10 protein-coding genes and 2 pseudogenes are annotated in these 14,832 nt (G+C 71.0%); 3 read left to right on the forward strand and 9 right to left on the reverse strand.

Going from position 1 to position 14,832, the window contains the following annotated elements; all coding sequences use genetic code 11:
- Positions 1 to 60: 60 nt before the first annotated feature.
- The 4 genes from ABZY91_RS31650 to ABZY91_RS31665 all read right to left on the reverse strand — a co-directional run bounded on the left by ABZY91_RS31650 (position 61) and on the right by ABZY91_RS31665 (position 4,278).
- Entirely contained in the window at positions 61 to 858 is a 798-nt protein-coding gene (locus tag ABZY91_RS31650) for an ABC transporter permease subunit (RefSeq protein WP_355406373.1), read from the reverse strand.
- Positions 845 to 1,738 (reverse strand): 2-aminoethylphosphonate ABC transporter permease subunit, encoded by an 894-nt coding sequence (locus ABZY91_RS31655; protein ID WP_355406375.1) that lies wholly within the window; start codon positions 1,736 to 1,738, stop codon positions 845 to 847. Before ABZY91_RS31655 ends, ABZY91_RS31650 begins: the two co-directional genes overlap by 14 nt.
- Positions 1,731 to 3,083, reverse strand: coding sequence for an ABC transporter ATP-binding protein (locus ABZY91_RS31660; RefSeq protein ID WP_355406377.1), 1,353 nt, complete (start codon positions 3,081 to 3,083; stop codon positions 1,731 to 1,733). Before ABZY91_RS31660 ends, ABZY91_RS31655 begins: the two co-directional genes overlap by 8 nt.
- 73 nt (positions 3,084 to 3,156) lie before the next feature.
- Positions 3,157 to 4,278: a TIGR03364 family FAD-dependent oxidoreductase gene (locus ABZY91_RS31665; RefSeq protein WP_355406379.1), complete on the reverse strand. Its 1,122-nt coding sequence runs from the start codon at positions 4,276 to 4,278 to the stop codon at positions 3,157 to 3,159.
- 819 nt (positions 4,279 to 5,097) lie between these two features.
- Here ABZY91_RS31665 and ABZY91_RS31670 point away from each other — a divergent pair.
- Positions 5,098 to 7,425, forward strand: coding sequence for a M4 family metallopeptidase (locus ABZY91_RS31670; RefSeq protein ID WP_355406381.1), 2,328 nt, complete (start codon positions 5,098 to 5,100; stop codon positions 7,423 to 7,425).
- A 374-nt stretch (positions 7,426 to 7,799) separates the two neighbouring features.
- Here ABZY91_RS31670 and ABZY91_RS31675 read toward each other — a convergent pair whose 3' ends face one another.
- From ABZY91_RS31675 to ABZY91_RS31690, 4 genes are all read right to left on the reverse strand, one after another.
- Positions 7,800 to 8,291 carry a hypothetical protein gene (locus ABZY91_RS31675; RefSeq protein WP_355406383.1) on the reverse strand — a complete coding sequence of 164 codons (492 nt, stop codon included), beginning with the start codon at positions 8,289 to 8,291 and terminating at the stop codon, positions 7,800 to 7,802.
- Positions 8,292 to 8,541: 250 nt separating this feature from the next.
- Positions 8,542 to 8,727: a hypothetical protein gene (locus ABZY91_RS31680; RefSeq protein ID WP_355406385.1), complete on the reverse strand. Its 186-nt coding sequence runs from the start codon at positions 8,725 to 8,727 to the stop codon at positions 8,542 to 8,544.
- Positions 8,728 to 8,800: 73 nt separating this feature from the next.
- Complete coding sequence (locus ABZY91_RS31685; RefSeq protein WP_355406387.1) at positions 8,801 to 8,959, reverse strand: helix-turn-helix transcriptional regulator; 159 nt, start codon at positions 8,957 to 8,959, stop codon at positions 8,801 to 8,803.
- Positions 8,960 to 10,064: 1,105 nt separating this feature from the next.
- Entirely contained in the window at positions 10,065 to 12,254 is a 2,190-nt protein-coding gene (locus ABZY91_RS31690; protein ID WP_355406395.1) for an alpha-L-fucosidase, read from the reverse strand.
- A gap of 1,191 nt (positions 12,255 to 13,445) precedes the next feature.
- Between ABZY91_RS31690 and ABZY91_RS31695 the strand changes: the two are divergent.
- Positions 13,446 to 13,571 (forward strand): annotated as a pseudogene (locus tag ABZY91_RS31695) (IS256 family transposase); the annotation flags it as partial.
- 97 nt (positions 13,572 to 13,668) lie between these two features.
- Complete coding sequence (locus ABZY91_RS31700) at positions 13,669 to 14,307, forward strand: transposase (RefSeq protein WP_355406389.1); 639 nt, start codon at positions 13,669 to 13,671, stop codon at positions 14,305 to 14,307.
- Here the strand turns inward: ABZY91_RS31700 and ABZY91_RS31705 are convergent.
- Positions 14,285 to 14,832: pseudogene (locus ABZY91_RS31705) on the reverse strand (cation acetate symporter); the annotation flags it as partial. The gene ABZY91_RS31700 and the pseudogene ABZY91_RS31705 sit on opposite strands and share 23 nt — an antisense overlap.

A 14,832-nucleotide genomic window follows, 5' to 3' on the forward strand; every position in this document is an offset into this window, starting at 1 on the left:
GGAAGAGGGGGCCGGGCGGAGCAGGGGAAGAGGGGGCCGGGCGGCGAGCTGGACAGGACGTCAGCGGTACAGGGCCCTCGTCCGGAGCCGGGAGCAGCCGATCAGCACCACGAGCGTGCTGGCGAGGAGGACCACGGCGAGGGCGGCGCCCGTGAAGACCGCGCCCCGGTCGGTGGCGGCGAAGATCCGTACCGGCAGTGGGAGCCAGCCCGGCGGGTACAGCATCATCGTGACGCTGAGCTCTCCCATCGAGAGGGCGAAGCAGAGGCCGAGCGCGGCGTTCAGCGAGGGCAGCAGGAGCGGGACGGTGATCCGCCACAGCACCCGGGCGGGCCGGGCGCCGAGCCCGGTGGCGGCCTGTTCGAGGGCCGGGTGCAGCCGCGTCGCGGCGGCCGCGACGGACTGGTAGGCGAAGGCGGTGACCTGGACGGTGTGGGCCAGGATGACGATGGTGCTGGTGCCGTTGAGCAGCACCGGCGGGCGGCTGAACGCGACCAGCAGGCCGAGGCCCACCACCACGGAGGGCACCGCGAGCGGCAGCATGAACAGGCCGTCCGTCAGCCGGCGCAGGCGCGGGCCCGCGTTGCGGGCCGCCAGCGCCGCCCAGCTGCCGACCGTCAGCGCCGCCGCACTGGCGATCGCGGCGGTGGCGAGGCTGGTGAACAGCGCGTCCCGGGATTCCCCGTGCGCCGCGGCCGCGTAGTGCGCGGTGGTGAAGGCGGACGGCAGGACCCCGCTCCATCCCTGGGCGAAGGAGGCGGTCAGGACCGTGAGGAAGGGCAGGGCGAACAGCGGCACGGCCAGGAGGAGGAAGGCGCCGCAGGCCAGGGCGCGGGCGGCCCGGCTATGCACCAGCACGGCTGCCGCCCCTCCTGTGCCGGCCCCGTAGGCAGAGCCGGTAGACGCCGTAGAGCGCCACCGACAGCAGGACGTTGACCATCGCGATGACACAGGCCGCCGGGTAGTCGGACTGCAGGATGGCCCGGCTGTAGACGAGTGTCGGCAGTGTCGTGACGCCCTTGGCACCGGTGAACAGGACGATCCCGAACTCGTTGAGGCACATCACCAGGGCCAGGCTCCCGCCCGCCGCGAGCGAGGGCAGGGCCTCGGGCAGGATCACCTGGTGCACGATCCGCCACGGACGGGCACCCAACGAGGACGCGGTCTCGATCTGGGCGGTCTCCACCTGGGAGAACGCCGCGAGCAGCGGTCGCATCACGAAGGGCGTGAAGTAGGTGACCTCGGCGAGCAGGACACCCCACGGGGTCGCGAGGAAGGCTATCGGGGTGCCGTGACTGCCCGTCAGGCCCGTCAGGAGGCTGTTGGCCATTCCTGCGGAGCCGTAGATGAACACCAGGGCCAGCGCGATCAGGAACGACGGGAACGCGAGGAAGGTGTCGATGAAGCGGCCGAGCGCGCGCGCCCCGGGGAACGGAACGAAGGCGATCACCAAGGCCAGGAAGAACCCGAGTACGACGCAGCCCGCGGTCGCGCCCGAGGCGATCCAGACCGTGTTCCACAGCGCGTTGCGGAAGGCGGCCGAGGCCAGGACCTGCCGCCAGGGTTCCACCGAGTGACCGCCGTCGTCCGGTGAGAAGGACTGCAGGGCGACGAGCGCCAGCGGGTAGAGGAAGGCGAAGCCCAGAGCCGCCAGGGGCGGGAGGATCCACACCCCTGGGCGAAGAACCCGGGTGCGGCGCGGTCGGGTGGGCATCGCGCCGAGCGCCGCGCTAGCCATCGGCGCCCCCCGGGGCTGGGACGCGGTCGGCACCGTCCGGCAGCGCGCCCAGCAGAATCGCGTCCTCGGCGTCGAAGCCGAGCGTGACGGGGTCGCCTGGGCCGACGGGGACCTGAGGTTCGGTGAGGTCGGCGGTGATCCGCCGGCCGGCCGGGAGGTCGACCAGCAGCCGGTGGGTCGCCCCGCGCCACTGCACGTGGGCGACGGTTCCGCGGAGCAGATTGGCGGCGTCGGTCGCGCGGACGATCCGTAGCAGGTGCGGACGGATGCACAGGGTGGCCGTGCTGCCGGTCGGCAGCGGGGTCGGTGCGGTGGCGCGCAGCGGCGTGCCGTCCAGGCGGACCGGTGTGTCGTGCGGGCCGCCGCCCGCCTCGACGGTCACCGGCAGCAGGTTGGCGTCGCCGACGAAGGAGGCGGTGAAGGTGTCGCCGGGGCGGCGGTAGAGCTGCTGCGGGGTGCCGCAGTCCACCAGTCTGGCGTCCTTCATGACCGCGATGCGGTCCGCCAGGGTCAGTGCCTCGATCTGGTCGTGCGTCACGTACAGCACGCTGAGGTCGGGCAGTTCACGGTGCAGGCGCGCGAGTTCGGTCAGCATGTCGGAGCGGAGCCGGGCGTCGAGCGCGGACAGCGGTTCGTCGAGCAGGAGCACGTCCGGGCGGATCGCGAGCGCCCTGGCGATGGCCACCCGCTGCTGCTGGCCACCGGACAGCTCGCGCGGGTAGCGCGCGGCGAAGGAGGCCATGCCGGTCAGTTCCAGCGCCTCGGACACGCGGCCCGGGATGTCCCGCCGGGTGACCTTGCGGGCCTTCAGGCCGAAGGCGACGTTCTGGTCGACCCGCATGTGCGGGAAGAGCGCGTACTGCTGCACCACCATGCCGATGCCGCGCTCGTACGGCGGCAGGGCCGTGACGTCGCGTCCGCCGATGTACACCCGGCCGGAGGCTGGCGTGGTGAAGCCGGCGACGGTCCGCAGTGCGGTGGTCTTGCCGGAGCCGCTGGGGCCGAGCAGTGCCACCACCTCGCCGGGGGCGACGGAGAGCGTGAAGCGGTCCAGGACCACGGCGCCGTGGTAGGCGACCGTGATCTCCTGGAAGTCGATGCCGGACCGGCTGTGCGGCCGGAGGTCGGGAGGGGGTGCGGCGGACCGGTCCGGCGACCGCGGGGGTGTTCGAGTGGCCACGAGTGCGGTGTTCCCAATCCGTGTGTAGGGATTCCAGCCGGGCCGGATGTCGGGCGGGTCGGTGATGTACCGCCGGTCGGGGGCTGCCGGGATGCGGTCCCGGGTGGCGTGCGAGGGAGTTGCGGTGAGGGCGGAGGGGCGGACGGGCCGATATGAGTCGCGCATGACAATTATTCCTGTCCATGGCGGCGTCTTTCGGGAGCCGCGGGCGGGATCGGCGGGCGGGGCAGGGCCTGCGTCAGAGGCCGAGCAGGTCGGCGGTGGTCTCGGCGATGGCCGGTGAGCAGGTCATGCCGCGGCCGCCGGGTCCGGTCACCAGCCAGACGCCGTCGCGCACCTGCTGGCGGTGGACGACCCGGGCGGTGTCCACGCACTGCGCGTACACGCCGGCCCAGCGACGCCGGATCGGCGGCAGTGCGCGGCCCAGGACGGACTCGACGAGGCCGGCGAGGTAGGCGTAGGAGTCCTCGACGACGTCGAAGCCGAACGGCTGGTCGTAGGCGTGCGTGTCACCGATGGTCAGCCCGCCGTCCCGGCGCTGGACCATCAGCAGTTGCATCCGGTGCCGGGCAGCGGTCGGGTGCTGGGGCTGCCCGAGCTCGAGGGCGTCCAGCGCCGGGCCGCCGTAGCCCGGGTAGTAGCGGAAGCTGTCCCCGTCCGCGACCGAGGTGGTGAGCTGCTCCCCCAACGGGTCCGTCTGCATCATCTGCAGCCTGACCCGGCGGACCGGCAGGTCGGGGACGAGTTCGCGCACCAGGCCACCGAGATGGGCTCCGGTGCACAGGACGACCGCGTCGCCGCAGTGCACCTCGCCATGGTCGTCGCGCACCGCTCTCGCGCCGACCAGCTCGCGCACCTCCCGTCCCGGCAGGAAGTCGTACCGGCCGCCGGCCCGCAGGACCGCACGAAGCGCGAGCTGGGCGGTACGCGGCTCCACCGCGCCGTCCCGCGCGCAGTGCAGGGCCGCGAGGAACTCCCCGCGCAGGGCCGGGTTCATTGCCCGTGCCCCGGCGGGATCCAGCAGGGTGAAACCGCGGGCCACGGCCCCGGCGCCCCATGCCGCCTCCTCGGCGACCGCCAGCTCCGCCTCGGTCCGCACCAGCGTGAGCGAACCGTTCGCCCGGAAGCCCAGCTCCGGGACCTCCGCACCGATCTCCCCCCAGAGCTGCCTGGCGCGCTGGGCGACCGCCAGTTCCTCGCCCTCGGCCCTGCCGCTGACCCAGATGAGGCCGAAGTTGCGCACCGAGGCACCCCGGGCCTCGGCCTCGCGCTCGATGTGGACCACCCGATGACCGCGCTTGATCGCGTGCCAGGCGTGCATGGTTCCCAGGACGCCTGCACCGATGACTATGACTCGCATGCCCGGAACGGTGTCCCGCACGTGTTACACGCTCAGTTCGGTTCTGTGAACGGAAGGTGACATCCGTAAAGGGACTAGACCCGTCATCAATTCGCTATGTCATACCTGTCCCGTCAGCACCACGAGTCGCACGCGGAGGCTTCACCACCGTCCCGACAAAGACGGCGCAGCGGCGCCGCGCGGGCCCGACCGGATCAGGGCGACGGAAGGACAGGGGCGACACCCCTCACGGCAACGAATGCGCAACGCCACGGGACGGCATCCCGATCGCCACCTCCCACTTCGAGCGGAAGGCTGGGGCCGCAGCGGCCTGTTTCGACGGCGTAGATCGCCACCTCACGGCAGCGGAAGCAGAGCTCCTCGGGATGATGCGGTCGGCCCCGGTCCGCGGCACACCTGCCCGGCCCGCTCCGCCGGCCCGTGGGACGTACGCCGGTCAGGCCCTCGGACGCGGCTGACAGATGGCTGGATTCCACCCATCCCACTCAACAAGAGCTCACGTTCCAACAAATTCCCGAACTTGATGGCTACTATTCCAACACCGCCCCCCGGGACCCGCTCCGGGGGCGCCGGTGTTGCGTGCAGCTTCGACATCGGACCCTTGCCACCGCCGCCAAGGTGACCTGTCGCGTCATTTATGTCATGTCCATGACTAATGACTGTTCTGCTCTGCATGCCGCCCCCTGCACCGTCCAGAGCCGCAGCAGCCGTGCCCCGCGTCCCACCTGACGCATCACCGGCCGGATGCCCGCCGCGCCGCACCCTGCGACGCGGACCCACGCCCGACCGCACACGCGGTCGGCAGGCAAAGGAGCGCTCGTGAAGCGCAAGACCTCCATCCACAGTCTCGCCGCACTCGGCGTCACCACCGCCCTGCTGGTGACCGGCGCCCCGGCAGTCACCGCGCAGGCGGCGCCCCCCTCCCCGACGCCGGCGCTCGTCTCCGGCCGCAGCGCCGCGCTGGCCGCGGCCGACCGACAGGGCGCAACTGTCGCCCGATACCTCGGGCTCGCTCCCCAGGAGAAGCTCGTCGCCAAGGACGCCGTTCTCTCCCCGGACGGCGGCCGGCACCTGCGCTACGAACGGACCTACTCCGGGCTCCCCGTCCTGGGCGGCGATCTGGTGGCGCACCAGGCCCCGGACGGAACCCTGCGCGGTGTCGACCGCGCGTCCGACGCACCCCTGGCGGGCCTCGACCCCTCCCCCGCGCTGAGCGCCGCACGGGCTCAGGCCACCTCGCTCGACACCCAGCCCGGGGCAGCGGTCACCCGGCCGCCCCGGCTCGTCGTCTGGGCGGCCGACGGCGCCCCGCGCGTGGCATGGGAGACCGTGATCGACCGGACGGGCGACGACGGCGGCCCGAGCAAGCTCCACGTGATCACCGACGCCGCCGAGGGCGAGGTGATCCGGACCTTCGAGGGTCTGCAGACCGGCACGGGCCACGGCGTCCACGTCGGCGAAGTCCCGATCGGCACCACACCGACCGACTCCGGATACCAGCTCAAGGACGGAACGCGCGGCGGGACCTACACCACCGACATGCACAACGGCGCCCCCAGCGACGGGTCCCCCTTCGCCAGGGCGACCGACACCTGGGGCGACGGCCTGCCGTCCAACCGCGAGTCCGCCGCCGTGGACGCCCACTTCGGCGTCGCGGCGACCTGGGACTTCTACAAGAACACCTTCGGCAGGGAGGGCATCCGCGGCGACGGGGTCGGTGCGTCCAGCCGGGTCCACCACGGCAACGGGTACGCCAACGCGTTCTGGGACGACGACTGCTTCTGCATGACCTTCGGCGACGGCGACGGCAACACCCACCCGCTGACCTCCCTCGACGTCGCAGGCCACGAGATGACCCACGGCGTCACCGCCGCGACCGCCAACCTCAACTACTCGGGCGAGTCCGGCGGCCTGAACGAGGCAACCAGCGACATCCTCGCAACCATGGTGGAGTTCCACGCCAACCTGCCCGCCGACACCCCCGACTACCTGATCGGCGAGAAGCTCGACCTCCGCGGGAACGGCACCCCGCTGCGCTACATGGACAAGCCGTCCAAGGACGGCCGTTCCGCCGACTACTGGCGCCGGGGCATCGGCGGCATCAACGTCCACTTCTCCTCCGGCGTCGCCAACCACTTCTTCTACCTGCTCTCCGAGGGCAGCGGCCCCAAGACCGTCAACGGCGTCGCGTACGACAGCCCCACCTTCGACCACTCCACGCTCACCGGAATCGGCCGGGACAAGGCCACCGCCATCTGGTACCTGGCACTGACCGCCTACATGACCTCCACCACCGACTACGCCGCCGCCCGGACCGCGACCCTGCACGCGGCCGAGGACCTGTACGGCGCCGACTCCGGCGAGTACACCGCCGTCGCCGCCGCCTGGAGCGCCGTCAACGTCGGCGCGGTACTGCCCTCCTCGCCCGCGCTCACGCATCCGGGCGACCAGGTCACCGCGCTCGGCACCGCGGTCGACCTGTCGATCCCGACGGCGGGAGGCACCGGGGCGCCCACCTACGCGGCGAACAACCTGCCGCCCGGCCTGTCGATCGACGCCGCCACCGGACGGATCACCGGCACACCCGGGACGGCCGGATCGACGACCGTGACAGCGACCGCGACGTTCCCCTCGGGCGCGACCGCGAGCACCGCCTTCACCTGGGCCGTCACCGACGGCACGGCCCCCTGCCCCTCGGCCAAGCTGATCGGCAACGCCGGCTTCGAGAGCGGCGCGGCCCTGCCCTGGACGGCAACACCCGCTGTGCTCGACGCCGACCCGAACCAGGCAAGCCACGGCGGCTCCTGGAAGGCCTGGCTGAACGGCTACGGGTCCGCCCGCAGGGACACCGTCTCGCAGACCGTCGCCATCCCGGCGGGCTGCCGCGCGGCGCTGAACTACTGGCTGCACATCGACACGGCCGAGACCAGCCGGTCCAACAGGTACGACTGGCTCACCGTCACGGCGAACGGCCAGGAGGTGGCCGCCTACTCGAACCTCGACCGGGCCACCGGCTACACCCTGCGCACGGTCGATCTCTCGCCCTACGCCGGACAGAGCGTCACCCTCGTATTCACCGGCCAGGAGGACCTCTCGGCCCAGACCAGCTTCGTCCTCGACGACATCACCGTCGGGATCGGCGGCTGACCCACCCCACACCCACGGCCGCCCCACACCGGTAGGCCGTACCCGACAGCTCAGAGCGGCCGGGCGGCTCATGTCGCCCGGCCGCTCCTCCGCGCCCGCCCGGGGGCGCTGCCGGGTGCTGCCGGGCGCTGCCGGATCAATGTCCGCAGCCAGGGACGCTATCGAGCCCGGGTGGACGCCTACCGATTGGAAGTGCCGGCGGCGCGGGTGGTCGGCAATCCGGGCCCTCGATGGCGGAAGAAGCTCTCATGCACACCACACAGCGCCGCACGAGGCCGCTGCAGGCCCTTCACCCGGCCGGACCCGCGAAGGCCCGCCCGACCTCCGACAGTCGGCCTCCCGGAGTACCGCTCGGTGGCTGACCGCCCGGCCTGTCAGGTGTCGTACTGGCCGTCCCATGGAGCCGAGAACCCCAGCCCGTCGGGATACAGCTCAGCCCAGTCCTCCTCGCCGTCCTGATCCTCGGCATGGCATTCGGTGACAAGGCCAAAGACCACACCGTCGTTGATGAGCTGGAACGGCCGGATTGCGATGTCGCAGTACTCGCGTTCCGGGAGGCCGGAGAGGACGGCGTCCAACCGTGCTTCCGCGCGGGCGAGCACAGAGTCCTCGCCCCGTGGACGCTTCACCTGCTCCGCCCACGTGCCGGCGCACCAGATGTCGGAACCTTGATGGTGACCGGCAGCGTCGAACGTGTGCAGCGCGACGAATAGCCGCTTGTGCTCCTCCCAGCCGTCTCCCCTCACGAACCCTTCGGGGAACGCGTAGGTGATCGAGGCCAGGAACTGGCCGGTGCTGAACCGGCCGATGGTGCTCGTTCGATAGTCCGGCTCATACGCGATGGGAATGATCTCAGGGACGGCCATGGCCGCACTCTAGACACCCTCCGGATCCTGACCCCTCACCGGGTTGGGATCGGAAGACAGGTACTCACCGGTCGTAGAGCCGTGAACGTCCTGCCAGGTGGGACCGAGCCACCCGACGAGGACCACGAGCAGCGCGAGCAGCAGTACCGGCAGCCGACCAGCACCGGACAGACCGTCGCCAGCGCCGGGACAATCACGCCGGTCGGTGGTGCGGCAGGGTCGGTGCGGGCGGTCTCTCCCCGGGGCCGGGTCATGGTTGGGGAGAGACCGACCGAGGTCGCTCCTCGGGGATCCGGCCGCGGACCTCCAGGGAGGCGACGTCGGTGTCCTCGACGGAACGGCCGGTCTCCACCGGCCGCTCCGTCGTGACCTCGGTGACGCCACCGTGATGGTCGACGATGCGCTGGGACCACCCGGCGGCAAGCCGGCCAGTCACCGCCGCGGGGCTGGCGGACGGGAAGGGCCGGCGGGACGTGGCCGGTGCTGCCGGCCAGGGCGGCCCATCAGGTTCAGGTCGGTCCGTGGGTGAGGTCGGTGCGGGTGGTCCCGAGTTTGGCCAGGACGCGGGAGACGTGGTTCTCGACGGTCCGGACGGAGAGGAACAGGGCGTTGGCGATGTCCTTGTGGGTGGCGCCGGTGGCGAGCAGGTGTCCGTGTCTTCCTTCCAACCCGGTGGCTGGACAGCAGGCACCCAGGAAGCCCGAGTATCGGCACCCCAGACCTCCGGCGGGTCCGGCATTCCCCGGGGGCGCCCGCGGTGTCCACCGGGCAAGCCTCGGGCGTGGTCGGCCGGGACCGCGGGAACGGGGGGAGCCCGGGGTCCCGGCCTGGGGAAGGCACCGGTCGCATCCCCGACGCGACCGGTGCTCAGCAGCTCATCAAAGGGGGGCAGTGTGGCTGCTGTGACGGGAATGCTAGACCCGCCCGCCCCCGGTGAATAGACCTGTGACCTGCAATATTTCGGCCGCGAACATGCCATTCGGCATGGCTGCCGGCCCCGGGTACCCACCCCCGCACGACGCGCCCCGCAGCTCGCACCCCGGCCCGCCGCAGGCACGTTGACCGGGCATGAACGATCACACGTTGCCCCCCACCGGCGCCCCGACAGACCAAGGGGCGAGGATACGTGGGTGTCCGCCAATCATCTTGGCGAGATCAGCAGGTTTCACCGCGCCTGGTACCTTCACGGTCCGGATCCTCAGACGAGGAACCCGGCTTTCATCGCAAGGGACATGACAGAGAATCAGGCCGCGATCGACGAGGTCTCCAGCGCCTCCTGGTATCCCCTGTTGTGAACGCGGACTGATCAGGGCTCCGGCAAGCTCCGCACCTGGGTCACCGATCAGCAGATCGACGGCTGGATCACTTGCCTACAAGGCCAATACGTACGAGGTCGAGGATCTCCTCGACAACGTGAGCGAGCCGGCCAACCCGCGTTACACAGGTGGCACCGAGCACCGTACGGGTGGGGTTCGTGCCCAGACGTACCGGTCGGCCGTGGAGGCAGCCCCATATCCTCACCGACCCGGACGGCCGGCGCATGGCCGGCCGTCCGGGCGACTTCCTCCGGGGCCTCGCGCCCCACCCCCGGACCGGCTTGAGACGGGTGAGGTCGCGGACGGTGGCCAGGACGTGGGTGGAGTCGGTGCGCTGGGTGGTGCGCCCGCGGACCAGTCCGGCGACTTTGAGGCGGGCCGGGGCGAGGTCGAGGAGACGGTCCCCGCCCGGCCCTCCCCCAACAGGCGGTCGCGGTGGCCGGCGACTGCGGCTGGTTCAGGGGGCGGTGCGGAAGGTCCAGCGCAGCGTGGCGTCGGTGCGGGGTGCCGCGAGCTTGAGCGGGGCTCCGTTGTTGCGCGCGCCCGCTCCGTCGAGGAGCAGGCCACTGCCGTGGTTGGCGATGGTGTACGCGCCGGTACCGAGGTCGGTGATCGTCCACTGCTGGCCGGCGCCGCCGTCCCAGGTCTTCTGGAACACGGTGCCGCCGCTCGCGACACCGGTGGCGTCGACGACCAGGCCGTTGGTGCGGTTGACGAGCCGGTAGCGGCCGGTACCGAGGTCGATCGCGTGCCACTGCAGGTTGGTGCTGGAGTTCGCGGTCCACTGCTTGACCGGGGAACCGGCGCGCACGTCGCCGCCGCCGTCGACGGCCATACCGGTCGCGGTGTTGGTGATCCACAGCCATGCGTCGGGCGCAAGGGTGACCCGCAGCGAGCGGATCCGGTCATTGGCCCCGGTGATGCGCAGGTCCGCGGTGTCGGTGGTGAACGTCCACGGGGTGCCGGTGAACTGGTCGCCGGGGTAGCCCACCACGCGGTACGCGGTGGGGATGTGGAGGGAGGAGATGCTCGCGGGTGCCATGCCGGCGGCCTGGAGCTGGGCGGCGGTGTGGCTGCCCAGCGGGAGTGTCGCGCGGGGACCGTGGAAGTCGACGTCGCGGAAGGCGGTGATGCGGGTGTGCGGGGTGAGGGGCGCGATGGCGTCGGCGAAGGTGAGCCGCAGGGTGTAGGCGTGGGCGGGGAAGGGTGCGTTCGTGGGCATCGGGATATGCAGGCCGTCGGCGTCCTGGGCCCATCCGGTGACCTCGGTGGACTGCCCGGCTGCGGGGCCGAGCAGCCGCACGCCGGTGAGGGCGGTGAGGTCGATGCGCTTGCGGGAGCAGGTGGTGACGGTCAGTCCCTGGGAGGGCCAGCCGAGGGCGGTGGCATAGAGGGTGGTACCGGCCTTGTCCCGCGTGAAGCGGATGTCCTTGGCGGTGCCGACGACCCGCTTGGTGAAGGAGCCGCCGCCCATCGCGGTCGGGCCCTCCCCGTACGCCGTCCAGACGCGGGTGTCGTAGACGGCCTCGCCGAAGCGGGTGAGGTGGTCGCCGATGCCGAGCAGGATGTCGCGCTGCCTCTGGGGGATGGTGCCGTCGGCCGTCGGGGCGACGTTGAGGAGCATGTTGCCGCCCTTGCTGACGCGGTCGAGCAGGGCATGCATCATCTGCTGGGTGGAGTAGTAGCCGATGCCGGTGGTGTAGCACCAGCTGGAGCCGCTGACGGAGTCGTCGGTCAGCCAGTACGGCTCGCGCAGATCGCCCGGCCCGCCGCGTTCGAAGTCGTACACCTCGCCGGGGCTCGGGTCGTGCTCCTTGTAGGTGGAGACCACCTCCTTGCCCCAGTCCTCGGCCTGGTTGAAGTAGTAGGACAGGAAGTCCAGGCGCCGCTGTTCGTCGACCTCGTCGAGGTTGAAGTCCTGATAGATGATGTCGGGGTGGGCGCGGTCGACGACCTCTTTGAGCTTGGCGTACCAGAGCCGGTTGGCGGCGGTCCGGTCGAGCTGACCGTAGAGCTTCTTCAGGCTGGGGTCGCTCTGGGCGGGGGCGTACTGGTAGTAGCCGGTGAAGTTGTACGCGTGGTGCATGGCGACCAGCAGCTTCATGCCCTCACCGCGGATCGCGTCGGTGAACAGGCGTAGCAGGTCGAGCCTGGGGCCGCGGGCGGCGGAGTTCCATTCGTTGACCTGGCTGTCCCACATCGAGTAGCCGTCATGGTGTTCGGCGACGGGCCCGGCGAAGCGGGCGCCGGCGGCCTTGAACAGCCGCGCCCATTCGTCGGGGTCGAACTGGCCGCCCTGGGAGACGAGCTTCGGTGCGAACTGGTGGAAGGTGCCGGCCTTGTCGCGGCCACCGTCGATGAAGGTGTGGTACGGCCAGGCTGCCGGGGTTCCGAAGGTCGCGATGTGGTGCTCGTTCGGGCCGGACCCGGTCTGGTACATGTTTCGCGGGTACCACTCGCTGCCGTACGCGGGGACGCTGAAGACGCCCCAGTGGAAGTAGATGCCGAACTTGGCGTCCTGGAACCATTCGGGTGCGGCGGTGTGCCGGCCCACCGAGGGCCAGGTCGGCGTGTACGGTCCGGCGGCGGCCGCGTTGGTCGCGGCGCGTGCGGGTGCGGAGGCGAGCAGGCCGGAGCTGCTCGCCATCGCGACGCCGGCGGCGGCGTTCAGGAAGGTGCGTCGGGACAAGGACACGGGAACTCCTTCGGGATGGTTGAAGGAAGGGACGTGTTGCTCGTGGGGCCGTCCGGAGGTGTCAGGACCGGTTCGAGGCGCAGGCGAACAGGAGACGGGCGGCCCTACTCCGTGGCGTGGTTCGATCGCCTGCCGTGTTTCTGCGGACGGGGCGTCGAGATCTTCCCGCTCACGGGCGCGATGCCGGCGCGGTCGCTCTTCGCGCCGTTCGAGCCGGCGGACAGCATGCGTGCGAGACAGACGCGCCCCCTGCCGTCACGAGAGCCGGGAACGGCTGGTCGAGGGCCATGGGTCCACCTTGGGCTGGGAGGGGTAGGGGCACGTGCGGCTCCGCGTGCCAGGCCGATCAGCCGGCTGAATCAAACGTGGCGTGTCACGCAAGTCGGTCGATCAATCAGAAGTCAACACCGATTCGTCTGCCGAACTCGGACTGCGGCAGCGTCAGGATTCGCCCGTCGGCCCCCGGCCCGTCGTGGACCGGGCCGCATCGATGCCCGTGCCGCCTCGACGGGAACTCAGGGAGCCAACGACCGAGCATGCCCCCGGAAGGGAACGGGCCCGCAACGACACCTGAACACACAGCGACGAAATCTGACGGAGCGTCTATTTGCCCACACCTAGGAGCTTTCAGGCGACAAACGGTTGGACACGTTTGGGTTTCGGCGCGGTCAAGCAGTAGGTGAACCATAGGTACCGGGCGAGCCGGCCGCCGGTCGGTGCATCACCGCCACGACAGCTCCACCTCACGCGCCGGACGGGGAGCTTCTCGACCTGCCGGCCCCAGGTTCGCACCAACTCTTGACACATGGCGGCGACCCGGGTGTCATTCCCCTTGCCTGTCGACTTGTGTTCGTTTATGACTTATCTCGTGCATTTCCGGCGACACTCCACGCTCCTCACACCTCGCGGGGGACGACCAGGCCGGCCGGCCACGCGTTCGCCACCCGCTCCCACCCACCCGGGAGGAACCACCCATGTTCCGAAGCGGAGCCCCCCTGCGCCGCCGGGCCGTCCTGACCGCTGGTCGTCGAGCGGCGGAAGGACCGCACCGATGCCTGCGAGGCGGCCCTGCTGGGCGAGGTCGGACCGCTGACCCGGATCACCCGGCCGTGCCGGAACGGGCGCCGGGCGCCGGGGGCGGAGATGAACGAACACCTGAGCCATGACGAGCACGATGTGGCCGGCCGAGGTTCGGGCGACAGCCGCAACGGCACCTCGCCGAAGACGGTGCTGACCGATGTGGAAGCGGTGACGGTGGCGGGGCCCAGGGACCGCAACGGAGAGTCCGAGCCGCTGCTGGTGCCGAGGTACGCGCGGCGGCCGGCCGGGTACACCGAGCGGATCCTGCCGCACCCCCGGCACGAGCGTGCGGGACATCCGCTCCCACCTGGCCGCCGTCCACGGCGTCGAGCTCGGCCCGGACCTGATCGGCAAGGTCACCGACGCCGTCACCACCCGGCACAACAGGCCGCCGGACCCGGTCCGGCCAACCATCCACATCGACACGCTGCGGGTGAGAATCCTCTCCGGTGCGGTGAGTTCGAGGCCGGTCCACCTCGCGGTCGGGGTCGACACAGACGGCCGCAAGGACCTCCTGGGGCAGTGGGTCGACTCCGAGGACGAGGACGCCACCACATGGACGGCGATGCTGTCCGAAACCTCGCAACCGCGGCGTCGACGACGCCTGAACCGCCACCCTCGACGACCTCAAGGGCCTGCCCGATGCAGTTCACCGCGACCTGGCCCGGGCCACCACACAGACGTGTGTGATCAACCCGATCCGGGCGTCTCTCAGGCCGGCGTCCAAGCGGGACCACCCCAGGCCGGTGCCTGCGAGGCCGCTGACACGCCCTGTGGACGGGACCGGCCTGGTCCCGTGGGCCCGTCCGGTCCCGCGCGGTCCTGGTCGGGGTGCGCGGGGCCGGACGGGGGGTTTCCGTCTTCGGGGGGCGGTTTCGTTCGGGTGGGGGTGTCGGGTGGGGTCAGTGGGCGCCGAGTCCGGTGAGTGAGCGGACTTCGAGTTCGGCGTACTTGGTGGGGTTGGCCTTCTCTTTGGAGAGGAGGGTGCCGATCACGCCGGCGAGGAAGCCGATGGGGATGGAGACCAGGCCGGGGTTCTCCAGCGGGAACCAGTGGAAGTCGCTGTTGGGGAGGAGTGAGGTCGGTTTGCCGGAGACGACGGTGGAGAAGGCGACCAGGAGCACGGAGCTGATGAGTCCGGCGTAGACGGAGCTGACGGCGCCGGTGGTGTTGAAGCGCTTCCAGAAGAGGGAGTAGAGCAGGGTGGGGAGGTTGGCGGAGGCGGCGACGGCGAAGGCGAGTGCGACGAGGGCGGCGGTGTTGAGTTTGTCGGCGAAGAGTGACAGGACGATGGCGACGGCGCCGATGGCGACGGCGGCGAGTTTGGCGGAGCGGACCTCTTCCTTCTCGCTGGTTTTGCCGCGGCGGATGACGTTGGCGTAGAGGTCGTGGGCGAAGGAGGCGGAGGAGGCGAGGGTGAGTCCGGCGACGACGGCGAGGATGGTGGCGA

The organism is Kitasatospora sp. NPDC002965, from assembly GCF_040611255.1.
Taxonomy (GTDB): Bacteria; Actinomycetota; Actinomycetes; order Streptomycetales; family Streptomycetaceae; genus Kitasatospora.

Excerpts from the sequence above, each read along its gene's own strand:
- ABZY91_RS31655 (WP_355406375.1), bottom strand. The coding sequence starts at position 1,738 with ATGGCTAGCGCGGCGCTCGGCGCGATGCCCACCCGACCGCGCCGCACC.
- ABZY91_RS31660 (WP_355406377.1), bottom strand. The coding sequence starts at position 3,083 with ATGCGCGACTCATATCGGCCCGTCCGCCCCTCCGCCCTCACCGCAACT.
- ABZY91_RS31665 (WP_355406379.1), bottom strand. The coding sequence starts at position 4,278 with ATGCGAGTCATAGTCATCGGTGCAGGCGTCCTGGGAACCATGCACGCC.
- ABZY91_RS31675 (WP_355406383.1), bottom strand. The coding sequence starts at position 8,291 with ATGGCCGTCCCTGAGATCATTCCCATCGCGTATGAGCCGGACTATCGA.
- ABZY91_RS31690 (WP_355406395.1), bottom strand. The coding sequence starts at position 12,254 with ATGGCGAGCAGCTCCGGCCTGCTCGCCTCCGCACCCGCACGCGCCGCG.